This is a genomic window from Legionella spiritensis (genome assembly GCF_900186965.1).
Lineage (GTDB): Bacteria > Pseudomonadota > Gammaproteobacteria > Legionellales > Legionellaceae > Legionella_C > Legionella_C spiritensis.
Window position 1 is genome coordinate 2,661,430 of sequence record NZ_LT906457.1, and the last position, 15,294, is coordinate 2,676,723.

Consider the following 15,294-nt stretch of genomic DNA (forward strand, 5'->3'; position numbering starts at 1 on the left):
GTATACATGGCGGGTGGAAACGACGAGAGTACGCTGGGCTTACTGGATATTGATCACAGCTTATTGTTTCAGGCCTCGGATTTTGTACTTGATGATGCGCGTGCATCCCGAATTGCTGCTCTGAAACTCAAAATTGATGAGAACAGGACGATTTCCGACGATATGAAAGCCGCCATGAAAAAACTGGCGGACATGCTCAATTTTTCCCTGCTGGATTACCTGACACAGAAAAAAATCAGACACGTCAGTTTGTTTACCGATATGACATTTAAAGACGAGGATATCCAGGAAAGACAGGCGTTGGTTCTTTTGCTTGAAGTACTCGATTTTATTGTTCACGATGTCATCACGCCGAATGATCTCTTCTGGAACATGACTGCCGAATCAAAGCAGGATCAGCCATCGGACATGGACATTTTCAAAAGCTTCAAGGGAAAACAACGCCACGAAATCAGTGAAGAAAACCCCTTTCTGCAAAAAATCGCCGCAAAATATCCGCAAGCCCATAAGGCAATTATGGAGACTGAGCCCGGCTTTTATCAAAATAAAAACAACCTGCCCGGTTGTGCTTTTAAAGCCGTAGACAAACCTCTGCCTGAAACGAAAAATACCTTTCTCATTCAAAGCCAGCTCACAAAAACGTTAGCGGAAATACTCACCAATAGTAAAGGATACACCCACTCGAAGGCTATCATGCTTGAACACATGCTTGCTAACCTTGGCCGTTTTAAAAATATCCTGGTTGTAGACGACAATCCGGAGGTCATAAGCAATGTTCAAATCATTAAACAAAAACGCGCCCACAACAAGAGCGACCATATAACTATTAATTATTTACACATTACCGAGCCCAACCGGATAAAACAGGATAGTAAAATCTTGCGAACCATGAAACGGGGTGCGCAAAAAGTAAGCGGGATATTTACTTCTCCGTTTTCTTCCCGGACTCCCTCGCCTTCCTCTTCGCCACCCAAAACACGTGGAAAACACGAGGAAACGGATATTCAACTCCCGTCACCCGGCAAATTTTAACGCGGTGTATGGAATTATCCGAAGCAGGTCTGACTCCAGGCCTGCAACAGTAACATAACGGTAATTATTCCAACCCCGCCGGAAAACCAGCAATAACTCACTAATCCGGCCGAAGGCAACTCTTCCCGAAACACATTCAATAATACGGAGCCCGCGAGAAAAGCGAGCATAAACGCCGCAACAACGACATTGACCGGCTCAAAAAAAACCGAGCAAAGCCAACCAATCAGCAGAAAAAGAATCAGGATAAAACGACCGAGATGATTGAATTGTCCCGCGAACAAGCGCGAGAACTTGCGATCGGTCAGCACAAAATGCAACGCCATGGAAAATGTAAACAATATTGCCGCATTGATACTGGTTTGAACCCGCAAAGACATCGTATAGGTGATAAGAAAATTGTAAAGGCAAAACATGGCAAGATGCAGGGCATACGTTAACCTGTTTCTGGTCGCGGCAGCTTTGGCGTTTTCAGCCTTAATTTCCAGCCCATAATAAATTAAAAACCCAAAGAGGGCGGCTACATATATCATTAATTCCGCGAAGGGCGTCAGCCACTCACTTTTTATTAAAAATCGGCCGATCGGCTCATTATATTCGACCAGATCAGGCAACATATGCAAAAAAACATACGCTACGGCCGTCCCACCGGCAAAAGAGACGAACGATCTGCCTTGTTCCGGAAGATGACTGGCAAACCACGGGCTAAGATAATGGGATATTATAAGAATGAACGTCGCGATGAACGCCATCCACAAATGAGCTTTACTGATCCAAATCATAAAAAATCCTTTTAAATAGTTACCTGGCAGGCCTTGCCCGAGATGACATCGTTTGCCCTATTATAGGGCGTGTCCTCATCAAACCGTGATCCTGTCTTGAAATTTTTATCTACAATTTGAACCATCCCAGGCTCTGTGCACCAATTTTTTCGCAAAGCGAAAATATGGATAATGGCGCCAATTACCCGCATTTGCAACTGTGAAAATTTTGGTTCACAGAGCCTACGCATTTTGCTAGAATTTTTATCGTTTTTTCGTCTGAAAAAGCGTTTACCTGATAAAAAAACACGATATCGTTTATGGACAGTCAATCACCGGAACTATTATGACCAATCTGGAAATTATCAGACAATTTCAGTACGCACTCTGGGATGAAAAAAACCTCAATGTCATTGACACATTCTTTGACCGGGAAGCCCTCATTCATAGCCCGGTTGCGTCCACACAAGGCACGGAACGAATGAAAGAAATTATTCGCCAATGGTACACCGGATTTCCTGATCTTAAGGTATTCTGGGATGATTTTATCTGTGAGGAAGACAAAGTCGTAAGCCGCTGGCATGCCGAGGGCGTGCATCAGGGTGATTTTTCAGGCTACCCGCCATCCAACCACACCATTCATTACTCAGGCGTTACCATTTATCAATTAAGGCATGGGAAGATCCGGCAATACTGGGCGTTTGTCGATATGCAAACGATATGGAAACAGTTGACAGGATCGACGATTACCGGATAAATCCTGGTAATACCGTTAACCTGTCAATTCTACGAAGGAACAAAATTGGCTACTGTCACTGAAAGCCCCTTAAACCGAAAATTATTGTGGTTTGGCGTACTGCTGTTTTTACTTGGGTTAATCACCGGCTTCGCAACGCCGTTTATGAAAAATCCCCGCATGGGACTTTCCAGTCACCTTGAAGGGCTGATGAATGGTATGTTTTTAATCCTGTTGGGTATAATATGGCCCCACCTGCGCCTCACCGGCCGCATCCTTGGCTGGACCGGCACACTTGCCCTGTTTGCCGCCTACACCAATTGGGCCGCGACATTGCTTGCCGGAATATGGGGAGCCGGGGCCGACATGATGCCTCTCGCCGGCGGCGATTATCATGGCCTGCCCTGGCAGGAAATTCTTATCAAATTCGGTCTCATTTCGCTGTCTGTTGCCATCGTGACGGTGTGCGGGATCCTGCTTTGGGGATTAAGAGGGAAAGCCCCGCAACGTTGAGCAATATCGCATTCTGACGAATGAACCGAGTGACGCCATGTTTTTTTCCTGTCGTTACAGGTTGATGGACGCCGTGGAGAATCCCTGTTTATTGTCAGGGCCGGTGATTTGTTGCCTGGCCGGTATGATTTGCATTCAGAAATTCGTCAATTAATCCCGGCATCTCATGCTGGATTTTTTCATGTTTATCGAGCATGATTTTACAGCTTTGACGTACCGTCATGTCGCGAAGATATTCCTCACGAAGAGGCATTTCTTTTTTCTTGTCCTCGTATTGTATTTCCTTTGCTTCGTTTATCTCGTCAAAATAAGCCATTTTTTCATAGGCCTCTTTAACCATTCGTAAAAAGCTCCTTATCTCCCCCATTTCCTGAGCGTGCCATCCTAATTGCGTCGCCCTGTCAAAATATATCTGGGCATTGTTATAATGATCTATTGAAAATTCATCGTCCAAGTCCTGGACCATCTTGCAAAGAGCCAGCATGTAATAAGCCTGTCCACGTAAACTGTTTGCCTTGTCAGACTTATCAGGCCAATTCACCCGGGTCTTTTCTATCCCGTTTTTCAATACCGTTTCAACGTTGATGATGGCGTTCATGGATGGTCTTGCCAAATATTGGCTTAATAACATATTCGCTTCGTTAATAGTGGAGCGTAGATAGTTATAAGCAATTTGCCGAGAAGCCGGCTGAAAAATACTTCTTGACGTTTTATTCGTATCTGTCATGATTCCATTCCGATCTATTTATGTCCATAGTAAATAAATTATAGACACAAATAACGGGTATTCCATGTAATTAATGAAACAAATTGTTTAAAATTCCTGCAAAATACACTGAGCAAAAGAACACCATGTCACGAACTGAGCGTTTGCTGGATTTAATTCAGATATTGCGACGCCACCGCTATCCGGTCAGCGGCGCATCGCTTGCGCAGGAATTAGGCGTCAGTCTGCGTACCGTATATCGGGACATTGCCCTATTGCAAGCACAGGGCGCCGACATCGAAGGAGAAGCCGGTATCGGGTATGTGTTACGCCCCGGTTTTCTACTGCCCCCCCTGATGTTTTCCGAAGATGAAATAGAATCCATCGTACTGGGCGCTCGCTGGGTGGCGGATCGAACCGATTCCCAACTACGACATGCCGCTCAAAACGCGCTGGCCAAAATCGCAGCCGTTCTGCCGGCGGAGTTACGCAATCAGCTTGAATCGTCCGGACTTCTTATCCCGCCGGGACAAGTGGCTAAAAGCAACGATATGGATCTTGTCGCGATCAGAAAAGCCGTACGGCTGGAACAAAAATTACACCTCAACTATCTGGATCTGAAGGATAACCAGTCCCGGCGTATTATCTGGCCTTTGGCGCTCGGTTTTTTTGATCAGGTGCGAATTCTTGTGGCCTGGTGCGAACTGCGGCAGGATTTTCGCCATTTCCGAACAGACAGGATTATAGAACTTCGCAAATTGGACACGCGCTATCCCAAACGTCGACAAACACTTTTAAAACAATGGCGAGCCGTCAATAACATCCCGGAACCTGGTAACCACTACTGACAAAAACCGTCAGCAAGTCCCGCTAAACTCCTGATCTCTATGAAAACTTAAGGAGAATCTGATGTTATCTGATCCCAATCTAGTCATTTTTTATGTGGATAATCCGATGGTCAGCGCGCGTTTTTATGAACGTTTGCTGGGACATCAACCGGTTGAGTCCTCACCAACGTTTGTCCTGTTCGTATTAAAATCCGGTTCACGACTCGGCTTGTGGTCCAGACACACGGTTGAACCGGCGACAACGGTTTCAGGAGGCGGTACAGAACTGGCTTTTCAAGTGGACACAGGCAACAAGGTTGATGAGCTTCACGCTATCTGGCAGCGGCAGGCGATAAATATCGTTCAACCGCCGGTGAAAATGAGTTTCGGCTACACGTTTACAGCACTGGATCCGGATAATCACCGCCTTCGCGTTTTTGCGCTACAGCCCGAATAACAGGCTGCCTGACACAGTTAGCCCGCATTGCGGCTACGCCTTCATGACGGGCTACAAAAAACGATTGTTGGTTGAAGAACTACAATAGCCGCCGAATGTTCGACCGGCAAGAATTTTTGCGCACGGCTCCTAAAAACCGGGATGCTGCAGCAAAAACGCTTTTTCCTCTTCGCTCGATACCCGGCCTAAAACAGCATTGCGATGAGGATAACGACCGAAACGCGCAATAATGTCGGCATGCTGTTTTTCAAAAGCCAGATTTGTCTCAAGCCCGGGCTCTGAAAATAATTGTAACGCTTGCTGATGTATTTTTAATGATTCGCTGTGCATGAAGGGCAAATACAGAAAGGCTCTCTGCTCGGGTGGGAGCGACTTGTTCAACCCTCGGCGAATGGCTTCCTGAGCCAGAACCAGCGCCATACCATCACAGGCAAATGCCTGTGGGCTATCACGAAACATATTTCGTGAAAATTGATCCAGAACAATCACCTCGGCAAGACAGCCCCCGGCCGTCTCACGCCAGGCCGACAACTCTCCCAGCCGGGTTTGATGATGGATGGATGCGAATTGGTTACGGATGGCCCGATCAATCGCCGCGTCTTTTTTCCACCATTGCTCGGGAGTGAGTTGGTGAAACCAGAAATCCAGGATGGTTTTAATAGTCATGATCGTTTGGTCGTTACTCGTTTGCGCTATTCCACCTGTTATTTTGAATAGTTAAGATACTGATTATCTATCGCTGTTCCAGCCAGGCAATTAAATATATACTCATTATCAGACGTCAGATTGCCTAACATCGTATAAAATTGATTTTCCATATTCTCGAACAGCGGTCTGGTCTCAGGGTTATTTTTCATGTTGTCTTTAAAATCACACAATGCCTGATGTTTTTCATTCGTCGTTTTTGCCGTATTTAACTGCCTGTCCAATTGTGACAAACACCAGGCATAATGCTCGGCCACACTGCCTCCTCTACGGTTTTCTAATTCTCTCTCCGGCACATCCAGAAAAAATTTCATGACGCTCTCCTCTTGTCAATTTCCAAGATTAAATGGCAAATTATCCGGCGCTTTCTTTTCATCAACAACCACGTCTTTTAACTTTTCCTTAAAGGTTTGGGTTGTATTGCCTTTTGTTCCCACATCATCACTGGAATGTTTCATGCTTGTCTCCGGGACACTTGTCGTTACTTTCATCATTTCCAGCAACGCACCCTCACTGTATTGGTCACAATACCCATGAATGACGGATTTAAATGTTTCTTTCGTATCCACAAGTCCATGCCCTGATTTATTATCACCTGTTAACGCCATAACTTGCGTGGCAACATTCGGATTGCTGTCCATATAATGCCTGATAACGGTTGTCGATTGTGCGTTTTTCACCATGTCAGGAGGCAGTTGATTCCAGGTAACATGGTAAAGTGTCGTGCTTTGCTCGGAACCAGGTACGGCGTTTGATTCCAGCCATTGATGCACCTCGGGATTCAGCGCGACCTGAAAGGAATGATCCAGGGCAAACACCGAACAGCTGGATGAATCTTTTTGCAAGGCCCCTTTCATAGTCTCGTCACTCTTGCCACTGGGAATCATCGGGCTTTTCACATAAAACACTTTATCAACCAACTTGCTGAAATCGGGGATCTGGTGAAGTCGGTATTGACTTGAATCATCGACCGCATCAACAATAAAACAGGAGCGATTTTTCTTGTCAATATCCAGTGTCGTGTAGTGAGGACCGGAACGGACAAGGATCTGGATTCGGTTATGGCCTGACGTATCTTCCGCAATGACACGGTCAATTTCAGCAAACAGCAGTGCGTTTTCACGTCGGCTATGGGCAATTCTTCGCTGTTCCTCACTATCCATCTGCAATTCTTCCTCATTTAAGGGAAGCATGGTAAACGGATCGGCATCAATGAGGCGGCCATTATAGGGAATTTTCTGACTAAAATCATGCATCATGAGCCGAACCATGTCATCCCTGTACACCTTTGGATCATCAAAATTACCGATCTGCCCTCTTAATTTGATTTTTGTAGGCTCATGAATAACAGGTTGTGAATTTTTTTTATGATCATCTGAAAAAACCGTTTGGTATTTGGGATTGCTTTTGACATCAGACAGTTCTTGAAAACACTCATTAACTTGATCATAACCCTTTGTTGTAATGTGTAATTCAATTTTTTCAAAAATCTCCGCCAGGCTGAGCTTGTCCTTGGCCAAATCAATATGAATCGTTTGCAAGAAATCAAAGTCCGCAATGTCATCGTCTTCATGATCATCAATATACTTATCCAGCACATCGAAAAGATCATTTCTAAATGCCTCGGCACTCGCCGTACTTAATTTATCAAATAATCGTTGTTGCATTTTCAGGCTCTGAAATTGAACACTTCTATTTAGTATAGTTTTATTTCATGCTTGTTGGCATTTCAATCTGAATTCAGGCACATAACAAAGCGTTGCACCCATCATCACCCCATAATTCTGGTTTCGCCTATTTTCATAATCCAGATATTTTCTCTGGAAAAACCTTCTGCGAGTGCCGCCTGGTAAAAGCGCTCCGGAGGAGCAAAAGGCGGTTCGTCGGACAAGATAATCGTCCCCCAATGTATGGGAATAATGGTTTCAGCTCGTAATTCCCGCCCTATTTTGACCGCAAGCTCAGGGGTCGTATGACTTTCCTGCATCAACGCGTGGGGCTCATACGCACCAATACTGAGCAGGGCGTAATCAAACGGCCCATAATCACGGCCCAAATCCAGGAAAAGACTGCCATAAGCGGTGTTGCCGTCAAAAAACAGTTTTTTGTCTTGCGACGTGATCATAAAATTGGCCCACAAACGCGTATTACGTACAAAGATATTACGTTTGGAATAATGGTAGGCGGGCAAGGCGCAAATGGTAATATCACCAATGGTTCGACGTTGATGCCAGTTTAATTCATAAATTTTTTTATACCCCAACCGCTTGAAAAATGATCCCATCTTTAATGGCACCACCACAGCAACGGATTCTTTACCGTCAATGGCAGCCAGCGTAGCTAAATCCAGATGATCATAATGATCATGGCTGACAAGCAACACATCGATCTTTGGCAACTGGCTGACCGTCAAGGCGGGAGGCGCAAACCGTCTTGGTCCGATACCGGCTATGGGAGACGCGTAATCGGTCAGGAACGGATCGGTAAGAATGGTTTTACCCTGCAACCGGGTAAGTAACGTATTATGCCCCAGCCAGGTCATGTAGTCCGAATCCCCGGCATGTTTTATCGTGGCAAGCACGGTTTCGGAAGGGATGATAAAATCATCCGGTATTTGCGGTAATGTATCGGTCAAACGACGATAGAAAAAACCAAGCCACTTAAACGGGTTGACATTACGCTTGGGCGCACCCGGTGGATTATGGAATCTCATGATACGGACACCTTAAAAACTGGACAATGGCGCCGGCTTGCTCCAGTTTTTTTTGTAAAAACCGGCGAGTAGCGCGCCCGTCGCTGGAGTGGTCAAATAACCAGTAAGCGAACGTTGAGAGATAAATGATTGTTAATCCTGTCTCTTCCAGAGCACGGCAGGGAAAAACAGCCGTAAATCCGGCCGCCTCTCGCCACCATTGTACGGTTTGGCTGATACGTTTGATGGCCGGTAATTGCAGATGGAGATGGCCTGGTTCCATTTTATGGCCGATCATTTGCCGGATAACACGTTGATAACCATTAAACGATCCCAGCCAGGCCATCAGTAACACCTGCAGTTTTTCCCTGGTGGGTAATGAATGAAATTCCGGCTTCAGACAGGACTGGAGCATGTTTTCATCAGCCCTGTCAAAACAGGCGTCAATGATTTGATCCTTGTCGGCAAAAAATTGTCGAATCACATTTAAATTAATATGCAACGCTTCAGCGATATCCGTTAACCTCACTCGTTCCCAGGAGGTTTGCAAAGCGATATCGATAGCCAAATCAATAATGTCATTTTTTAAGGATGGTACCGTGTTTTTCATAAAAACACCTCCTGTTATTAGTTTATAACCAATTTTTAAAAGAGGATGTTTCTATTGGAAAATTGTTGGGCGGTTCTTCTTTATCCTTTTCGTGGACGGGGTGATTTCCTCTTCGGTAACGGTAATTCAGAGGCCGTTATTTTTATGAGTTTTGTAAGCCATTCGTGATCCTCCCACATGTCCCCTGAAATGAGCAAATACGATTTTGCGCCAGGGTATGGCGGCGCCTCCGTATAATTGCCGACAAAGGCTTTGCCGGCATCGGTCGGTTTGACAAACAACTGGTCATCGCAAACCAGGGCAACCACTTTTTCGTTACAATAGATGGCATATTCCCCGAACATTTTTTTTGCAGAAACGGTTCCTGCATCCATGATCTGTTCAAGAATAAAATCCACAATATTTTGTGCCGATGACATAACAAACTCCCAAATCAGTAAAATACAGAAATATATCGGGGAAATTATCAAATAATTACCGCTAAAATCCTGAGAAAAAACAGTTGATTAAGAATACACCCAATCTGGTTTTTATAAAAAAAATCCCTTATTATCCGTCCGCAAAATAACTTAACTTAAGAAATACAATACAAAATGGCAAAAGAAAATAACAAAGAAACACCAAACATTGCCCTGGTCACCGGAGCCGATAGTGGATTGGGATTTGAAACGGCTAAACGCCTTGCTGCGGAAGGCTTTCATGTGATTATGGCCGGAATCAGGGAATCCGAAGCGCAAGAAGCGATAAAGGCGATTAGGAACGACGTTCCTGCTGCTATTCTGCAATTCGAATACGTTGATTTGGGAAGTATGAACTCGGTTAAGCGGTTATGTGATCGTCTTCTTGCCCAATACGACAATCTGTCGCTGCTGGTGAATAACGCCGGCGTCAACGACACGCCTTACCGCATTACCAAAGATGGTTTTGAAGCCACTTTTCAAATCAATTATCTGGGGCATGTACTATTAACCCAACGGCTGTTGCCGTTGCTTGAAGCAAACGGGAATGCACGTATTGTGCATGTCACAAGCTACGGACATCATTATGGCTCATGTGATACCCAATCCCCTCTCTGGCAAAAAATCAGTCCTGAAAATCAACCGGAATGTGAAAGGCAATACCATGGCATAAAAGCCTATTTTAATTCCAAGCTGGCTGTTTTACTGTTCCATAATGAGCTGGCGAGACGTTTCAATTATTGTGAGTCCTCGGTAAAAAGCATTGCGGTGCATCCCGGTTCTGCCAGAACACAGATGCTGAAACAAAACCCCTGGGCGAACTGCCAGCATTCGTTTTTTCAGTTAAGCGAACAAATGGTTGGCCAAACGCCGGCAGAAGGCGCCAGACCAACCTTGCACGCCTGTCTTCACAGCGATGTTAAAAACGGGGATTTTTATGGGCCCGACGGAATACTGGAGCTCAGAGGCTCTGCTAAACTGGTACGAGGCTCCAGAGACAGCGAGTCGAAAATATCAGGTTATGAATTATGGAACCATACCATGAATCTGCTGCGGATAGACTTTAATCTTGATACGGATTACGAACCGGAGTACGATTTTGATGCGCCGCCGAGTTGCCCCTGTACCCTACTGTAACCTTCTTTTTTCCCCGACACTGTTGAATGGTCGGCTACGAGGAGTTCGGCCATTCAATCCTGATCAGCACGTCACTGCTTGTGCGATATCCACGCCGTTTTTCAAACGTTAACACCACAATAATTGATCAAATATTGTTGCTTAAGGAACAAATTTTGTGATACTGTTTATTTTTTGGCTAAAAATAGGTGAGGTATCTTATGAAATCATCCACTGCGTTCACTCTTCTGCAATTAAACAATTCGCAATGCCCGCACCATAACCCGCAATCAGACACGTCCGGCACAACGGGAAAAAATGCTCCCGAACGGAGGTATCTTTTCTGAAGCTCAGCACGAGAAATCCACTTCTGTCCTTTCCTCTTCCCTTTTTTCTGTCAATGATCAGTTTCTTAAAGAACATCAATCGGCATCCGCAACCGCTTTACAAGGCATTATGACCGTTATGGTTTTTCACGGCGGCAACTTGAGTTTGTGGGTCAATGACAAAAAAACCGGCTTTCAGCAGCGGGAATATCAAACCATCTCCGGCGATGAATACCATCAATTAAAATCGGTCTGTCATATTCCTGTCATTTTGCTTGATCAAATCAAATCAGGACGGATCAGCCGGGAAACATTAGCGGATTTAGGTAGCAAACTAACAAACGTCTTAAAAGCATTGCCTGTCCTTCCGGAAACTGTGCATAGTAATGCCGTGGCCATCGTGGAACAGTCCACGCAATGTATCAATCGCCTGCAAGACATTTCTAACCTGCGGCTTGAGGAAAAAATAATTGGCGAGATTTTAAGGGATTACCAGTACGCCATTAAAGACAATATCGCTTTTCTGTCAGCCGCCGCTACCGGAAAGCAATTATCCGCATTACACGACGTCACCCAAAAGTGGCTGCAGGAATACGGTATAGATTTGTCACAAAATCGCGTGCTTCTAGTCGGTGCTCATGGGCCGCGCAAGGGATTTATTGAAATGCAGTATTTCTTGCGGCTGTATACCTGTGATTCGGCTTATGCCGAAACGCCTGTCAAAAACAATTACGTGTATTATATCGAAATGTTACCCTGCCATATGGCGGAACTCGATATAAAAGCCCGCCTGATTGATGAGTTTCTGGCTCATGAAGAACAGAACAAGCAGGTTGCCGACTGGTTGTTAGGCGAGCCGTTGGCGATGCAGCAGGATGTATTAAGAAAAGACGGACCCGACATCATTGCCCAGCTATTGCCGGAAAAAGAGCAACCGGAACCCATGAAAAAAATTGCTGTCTAAAGAGGCCGGTTTTGTAAAAACATCTCTTTACACAATTTTTTTGCAAAAGAGGGAGGTACCTGGATAAACGTTATCCCGCATTACGGCTTCGCCCTGAGGAATCCCGACATTTTTTGCACAAAAAATGGAAGCGCCAATGTTTTTGTGATCAAATTCAGATTACCTCGATCTGCCCCCTCTCCCGCGCCAGGAATTTGAGTAGTAGGATGATGTTTTTTCGCGGGATGAGGGTTGGGGAGAGGGCTTGTCACGGATGGTCATTGACGATGAGATATAGTGTCGTTTAGAAACGTTGCTTCCAAAACCTAAGGGACGTCATGGTAAGGATGAGCAGTTGTTTATGGAGGCGACAGGCGGGATGCTTCAAACGGCTTTACTTTAAAGCAGTCATGATGACGTCGAGGACTGTTGGCGTGCGCTGAAAGATATCATGATTCCAAAAGCGGATCACTTTAAAACCACGTGTCTTTAGCCAATCAGTACGCTTCGTATCGTAAATTTGATTGTGCAGGTGTTGACCACCATCAAGCTCGATAATCAGTCGTTTTTCAAGACAGGCAAAATCAACGATGTAGTCGCCTATTGGTACTTGTCTCTTGAATTTAAATCCAGGTCTATTCGCTCGAAGATAGTACCATAGATGCCTCTCAGCATCCGTACTGTTTTTCCTTAAATCGCGGGCTCGTTGCCTTAACACCGATTTTTCCACACCCTCTCCCCAACCCTCTCCCGCAAAAAACATCATCATACTACTCAAATTCCTGGCGCGGGAGAGGGGGCAGATCGAGGTTATCTCAAAAAACTGTGTTCAAATTCAGTCTGGGATAGCTATAAAAAACGTTAGGGATATCAAAAGCGATCTGTTGGAGATCGGGCTCATGCTGGAATCTGATAGTAAGCAGAGGTCATATCAGGCGAACACTGTTAAAAATACAGGGATATTTATTTTGAACAAAAATATGTCAGGATGATTCAGGACGAAGCCTTCATGACGGGCTATAGGAAATTATTATTTATTGTAGAACAATAGGCCCTGATTATTTTTTCAGTTTGGTCGCCATTAGTTGATCAAACAATTTTCGTTTCTCTTCCGACAGTTCCGCACGACGCAAGGCATTCATTTCCTCAATACTGCCCTGCACACAATTCGGGGTTAATCTGTCAATAATCAGGATACCATTGAGGTGATCAATTTCATGCTGCAGGACACGAGCGTAAAACCCTTGTTCGATCTGCTCATGACGCTGCCCGTGTTCGTCGTAATAACTGAGTTTGATTCGTTCGTATCGGGGCACTTTGCCGGCTTTGCCGGCTACGGAATAACAGCCTTCAAAATCGTCTTTCACGGCGGAACCGGGGATTGCTTCATAAGCCGGGTTACACAAAACATGTATAGGATAAGGCGTCACATTATCCCGCAACAATGCGGCATCCTCCGGAATATAAATGACAATAATCTGCCGGGACTGATTGACCTGGGGTGCTGCCAGCCCAACACCATGTAATTGACACAGCTTTTCTTTCATCGCTTTAATGAGCGTTCTATCGTCGTTACTTAAAGGAAAACGTACTATTTGCGCCGGTGTTTTTAAAACGTGTTGATACTCAGACTGTTCAATGGTCACAATATTCAAGGCATGAACGGAAGCAGATAGCGTCATCAAAAGACCTGTCAGGAAAAATACAATACGCATAGTTTAATTTGCAGTCCATTTTTTTGCAAAAGCGATCATACCGGCTCATGATAGCATGTCAGACAACCCGGCACCCGGGTTACACGTCGTTTGACTCAGGGCTACGCTGATGACCGGGTTGCCAATTTGGCAGCCCGGGATATTTTATTTTTTCGAGCCAGGTAGCAGTTTTTAAACCATAATCACACATCCGGTTTATTAAACACGAAACATAGAACGGTTTATGTGTCACAACGCTCTTCCGGTTCATTTTAATAATCGGATGCCCTGAGCCTCGATACTGATATTTCCCTGTTTATAAAGTTGACCAATCGCACTTTTAAAACTTTTTTTACTCGCACCAAACGCATCTTTGATTTGCGAAGGCGAACTCTTGTCATGGAGGGATAAAAATCCACCGACTTCCTGTAATTTATTAAGGATACAAATAGCAAGTTCACGAATATTATCCTGGCCAAATTTCCGCAAAACCACATCTATTTTACCATCTTCACGTACTTTCTTAATAAATGCCGTCATTTTTTGGCCATATTTCAAATGCTGAAACAGCTCACTATGATGAATTAAACCCCAATATGAATGGTTAATAATGACTTTCTGACCCAGATCCGTTTTATCGGCAATAAAAACATCAACCTCATCACCTGGATTAAATTGTGCCGGCGATTTATCTAAAAAGCGATCCGCTTTGGAACTGGCAATGATTCGGCCATCCCGATCCAGAGTGACAAAAACAAGATACGACCTGTTTTTTTCCATAGGACATTTCTGTTCCGGCCTGGGTACCAGTAGATCTTTATCCAGTCCCCAATCAAGAAATGCTCCAACAGGATTCACATCAATGACTTTTAAATAGGCAAAACAACCAACCTGGGCGTGAGGACGCAAGTTCGTTGCAATGATCTTGTCTTCCGAATCCAAATAGATAAAAACATCCAGCTTGTCATTGAGTCTGGTCCCTTGCGGTACGTATTTATTTGGTAATAAAATTTCTCCCTTGTCATAACCATCAAGATAAAGACCAAAAGCGACCTTTTTAATCACCGTTAATTTGTTGTATTTACCTATTTCAATCATCAAGTCATACTTCTTTAATTTTAATTAATTGTTTAATTTTACTCAGACCAAGTTGGTGCATAAGCAATATATTTTTTTCAGGGATGCTCTCGGTATTACCGTAAAAACCAATCGCTTTCCCGATACTGTCTTCTTTTAAAATATGGATCATCGGATAGGGGCTTCGATTCGTATAATTCGAGACATCGTCCTGTTCGATATCGGCAAAACAATATTCGGGATGAAATGTTGCCAACTGATAAACACCATTATATCCTTGCATGGATAATAACTTCTCAGCCAGGGATACAAAATCGAGATAATCCAGAAAATTATGAAACATCGAGGGAAAAATTAATAACGTCGTTTCTTCATCAGTATGCCTGTCAAGATCACCAACTGCTGACATGACCGCTTCCAATGCTGGCTCCAGTTTTTGCGCCAATGACACTTTAATCCCTAACGTATTATCCGTTATAACTTTTTTGGCAAATGGGCAGAGATTTAGTTCAATAACAAACGATAACACCCAATTCAATGAATTTTCTTTAATTTTTTCTACATCGTCATGGGGCATGATGAATTAATTCCCGGAACATAAGTGTACAATTATATCACAACTTGAAACGAAATCAGCTAGA

19 protein-coding genes are annotated in these 15,294 nt (G+C 44.3%); 7 read left to right on the top strand and 12 right to left on the bottom strand.

What is annotated here, in order from left to right; all coding sequences use genetic code 11:
- Positions 1-6: 6 nt before the first annotated feature.
- The gene (locus CKW05_RS11965; protein ID WP_058484686.1) at positions 7-1,032 is read left to right on the top strand and encodes a hypothetical protein; all 1,026 of its coding nucleotides are present in this window, start codon (positions 7-9) and stop codon (positions 1,030-1,032) included.
- Between the two features lie 14 nt (positions 1,033-1,046).
- Here the strand turns inward: CKW05_RS11965 and CKW05_RS11970 are convergent, their stop codons facing one another.
- Positions 1,047-1,814: a hypothetical protein gene (locus CKW05_RS11970; protein WP_058484687.1), complete on the bottom strand. Its 768-nt coding sequence runs from the start codon at positions 1,812-1,814 to the stop codon at positions 1,047-1,049.
- A 325-nt stretch (positions 1,815-2,139) separates the two neighbouring features.
- On the opposite strand from CKW05_RS11970, the gene CKW05_RS11975 reads away from it, so the two are divergent.
- Both CKW05_RS11975 and CKW05_RS11980 read left to right on the top strand, forming a co-directional pair.
- Positions 2,140-2,550, top strand: a complete 411-nt coding sequence (locus tag CKW05_RS11975) for an ester cyclase (RefSeq protein WP_058484688.1) — start codon at positions 2,140-2,142, stop codon at positions 2,548-2,550.
- A gap of 45 nt (positions 2,551-2,595) precedes the next feature.
- Positions 2,596-3,042: a hypothetical protein gene (locus CKW05_RS11980; RefSeq protein ID WP_197697343.1), complete on the top strand. Its 447-nt coding sequence runs from the start codon at positions 2,596-2,598 to the stop codon at positions 3,040-3,042.
- A gap of 94 nt (positions 3,043-3,136) precedes the next feature.
- Here CKW05_RS11980 and CKW05_RS11985 read toward each other — a convergent pair whose 3' ends face one another.
- Positions 3,137-3,769, bottom strand: coding sequence for a hypothetical protein (locus CKW05_RS11985; RefSeq protein WP_058484689.1), 633 nt, complete (start codon positions 3,767-3,769; stop codon positions 3,137-3,139).
- Between the two features lie 125 nt (positions 3,770-3,894).
- Between CKW05_RS11985 and CKW05_RS11990 the strand changes: the two genes are divergently transcribed.
- Both CKW05_RS11990 and CKW05_RS11995 read left to right on the top strand, forming a co-directional pair.
- A complete protein-coding gene (locus CKW05_RS11990) occupies positions 3,895-4,596 on the top strand; it encodes a helix-turn-helix transcriptional regulator (RefSeq protein ID WP_058484690.1) in 702 nt (233 codons plus the stop codon).
- 61 nt (positions 4,597-4,657) lie between these two features.
- Positions 4,658-5,032, top strand: a complete 375-nt coding sequence (locus CKW05_RS11995) for a VOC family protein (protein WP_058484691.1) — start codon at positions 4,658-4,660, stop codon at positions 5,030-5,032.
- Between the two features lie 129 nt (positions 5,033-5,161).
- Here CKW05_RS11995 and CKW05_RS12000 read toward each other — a convergent pair whose 3' ends face one another.
- The 6 genes from CKW05_RS12000 to CKW05_RS12025 all read right to left on the bottom strand — a co-directional run bounded on the left by CKW05_RS12000 (position 5,162) and on the right by CKW05_RS12025 (position 9,458).
- Positions 5,162-5,698 carry a DUF924 family protein gene (locus CKW05_RS12000; protein ID WP_058484692.1) on the bottom strand — a complete coding sequence of 179 codons (537 nt, stop codon included), beginning with the start codon at positions 5,696-5,698 and terminating at the stop codon, positions 5,162-5,164.
- A gap of 38 nt (positions 5,699-5,736) precedes the next feature.
- Positions 5,737-6,051: a hypothetical protein gene (locus CKW05_RS12005; protein ID WP_058484693.1), complete on the bottom strand. Its 315-nt coding sequence runs from the start codon at positions 6,049-6,051 to the stop codon at positions 5,737-5,739.
- Between the two features lie 15 nt (positions 6,052-6,066).
- A complete protein-coding gene (locus tag CKW05_RS12010; protein WP_058484694.1) occupies positions 6,067-7,404 on the bottom strand; it encodes a YopJ family acetyltransferase in 1,338 nt (445 codons plus the stop codon).
- A 104-nt stretch (positions 7,405-7,508) separates the two neighbouring features.
- Positions 7,509-8,450, bottom strand: coding sequence for an MBL fold metallo-hydrolase (locus CKW05_RS12015; RefSeq protein ID WP_058484695.1), 942 nt, complete (start codon positions 8,448-8,450; stop codon positions 7,509-7,511).
- Entirely contained in the window at positions 8,437-9,039 is a 603-nt protein-coding gene (locus CKW05_RS12020) for a TetR/AcrR family transcriptional regulator (protein WP_058484696.1), read from the bottom strand. The genes CKW05_RS12015 and CKW05_RS12020 overlap by 14 nt, the downstream gene beginning before the upstream one ends.
- Before the next feature lie 80 nt (positions 9,040-9,119).
- Entirely contained in the window at positions 9,120-9,458 is a 339-nt protein-coding gene (locus CKW05_RS12025; protein ID WP_058484803.1) for a TfoX/Sxy family protein, read from the bottom strand.
- Between the two features lie 174 nt (positions 9,459-9,632).
- Here CKW05_RS12025 and CKW05_RS12030 point away from each other — a divergent pair, with 174 nt between their 5' ends.
- A complete protein-coding gene (locus tag CKW05_RS12030) occupies positions 9,633-10,634 on the top strand; it encodes an SDR family NAD(P)-dependent oxidoreductase (protein ID WP_058484697.1) in 1,002 nt (333 codons plus the stop codon).
- Between the two features lie 297 nt (positions 10,635-10,931).
- On the top strand, positions 10,932-11,903 hold the full coding sequence (locus CKW05_RS12035; RefSeq protein ID WP_058484698.1) for a hypothetical protein: 972 nt from the start codon (positions 10,932-10,934) through the stop codon (positions 11,901-11,903).
- A 373-nt stretch (positions 11,904-12,276) separates the two neighbouring features.
- On the opposite strand, the gene CKW05_RS12040 is transcribed toward CKW05_RS12035, so the two are convergent.
- The 4 genes from CKW05_RS12040 to CKW05_RS12055 all read right to left on the bottom strand — a co-directional run bounded on the left by CKW05_RS12040 (position 12,277) and on the right by CKW05_RS12055 (position 15,230).
- Positions 12,277-12,651 (bottom strand): endonuclease domain-containing protein, encoded by a 375-nt coding sequence (locus tag CKW05_RS12040; protein ID WP_242602273.1) that lies wholly within the window; start codon positions 12,649-12,651, stop codon positions 12,277-12,279.
- A 289-nt stretch (positions 12,652-12,940) separates the two neighbouring features.
- The gene (locus CKW05_RS12045) at positions 12,941-13,564 is read right to left on the bottom strand and encodes a peptide deformylase (protein ID WP_162264425.1); all 624 of its coding nucleotides are present in this window, start codon (positions 13,562-13,564) and stop codon (positions 12,941-12,943) included.
- Positions 13,565-13,843: 279 nt separating this feature from the next.
- Complete coding sequence (locus tag CKW05_RS12050; RefSeq protein WP_058483639.1) at positions 13,844-14,674, bottom strand: CvfB family protein; 831 nt, start codon at positions 14,672-14,674, stop codon at positions 13,844-13,846.
- Positions 14,675-14,678: 4 nt separating this feature from the next.
- Positions 14,679-15,230, bottom strand: a complete 552-nt coding sequence (locus tag CKW05_RS12055; protein ID WP_095140643.1) for a DUF1415 domain-containing protein — start codon at positions 15,228-15,230, stop codon at positions 14,679-14,681.
- Positions 15,231-15,294: the final 64 nt, after the last annotated feature.

Excerpts from the sequence above, each read along its gene's own strand:
- CKW05_RS11965 (WP_058484686.1), top strand. The coding sequence starts at position 7 with ATGGCGGGTGGAAACGACGAGAGTACGCTGGGCTTACTGGATATTGAT.
- CKW05_RS11970 (WP_058484687.1), bottom strand. The coding sequence starts at position 1,814 with ATGATTTGGATCAGTAAAGCTCATTTGTGGATGGCGTTCATCGCGACG.
- CKW05_RS11975 (WP_058484688.1), top strand. The coding sequence starts at position 2,140 with ATGACCAATCTGGAAATTATCAGACAATTTCAGTACGCACTCTGGGAT.
- CKW05_RS11985 (WP_058484689.1), bottom strand. The coding sequence starts at position 3,769 with ATGACAGATACGAATAAAACGTCAAGAAGTATTTTTCAGCCGGCTTCT.
- CKW05_RS11990 (WP_058484690.1), top strand. The coding sequence starts at position 3,895 with ATGTCACGAACTGAGCGTTTGCTGGATTTAATTCAGATATTGCGACGC.
- CKW05_RS11995 (WP_058484691.1), top strand. The coding sequence starts at position 4,658 with ATGTTATCTGATCCCAATCTAGTCATTTTTTATGTGGATAATCCGATG.
- CKW05_RS12000 (WP_058484692.1), bottom strand. The coding sequence starts at position 5,698 with ATGACTATTAAAACCATCCTGGATTTCTGGTTTCACCAACTCACTCCC.
- CKW05_RS12005 (WP_058484693.1), bottom strand. The coding sequence starts at position 6,051 with ATGAAATTTTTTCTGGATGTGCCGGAGAGAGAATTAGAAAACCGTAGA.
- CKW05_RS12010 (WP_058484694.1), bottom strand. The coding sequence starts at position 7,404 with ATGCAACAACGATTATTTGATAAATTAAGTACGGCGAGTGCCGAGGCA.
- CKW05_RS12015 (WP_058484695.1), bottom strand. The coding sequence starts at position 8,450 with ATGAGATTCCATAATCCACCGGGTGCGCCCAAGCGTAATGTCAACCCG.
- CKW05_RS12020 (WP_058484696.1), bottom strand. The coding sequence starts at position 9,039 with ATGAAAAACACGGTACCATCCTTAAAAAATGACATTATTGATTTGGCT.
- CKW05_RS12025 (WP_058484803.1), bottom strand. The coding sequence starts at position 9,458 with ATGTCATCGGCACAAAATATTGTGGATTTTATTCTTGAACAGATCATG.
- CKW05_RS12030 (WP_058484697.1), top strand. The coding sequence starts at position 9,633 with ATGGCAAAAGAAAATAACAAAGAAACACCAAACATTGCCCTGGTCACC.
- CKW05_RS12035 (WP_058484698.1), top strand. The coding sequence starts at position 10,932 with ATGCTCCCGAACGGAGGTATCTTTTCTGAAGCTCAGCACGAGAAATCC.
- CKW05_RS12040 (WP_242602273.1), bottom strand. The coding sequence starts at position 12,651 with ATGATGATGTTTTTTGCGGGAGAGGGTTGGGGAGAGGGTGTGGAAAAA.
- CKW05_RS12045 (WP_162264425.1), bottom strand. The coding sequence starts at position 13,564 with ATGACGCTATCTGCTTCCGTTCATGCCTTGAATATTGTGACCATTGAA.
- CKW05_RS12050 (WP_058483639.1), bottom strand. The coding sequence starts at position 14,674 with ATGATTGAAATAGGTAAATACAACAAATTAACGGTGATTAAAAAGGTC.
- CKW05_RS12055 (WP_095140643.1), bottom strand. The coding sequence starts at position 15,230 with ATGCCCCATGACGATGTAGAAAAAATTAAAGAAAATTCATTGAATTGG.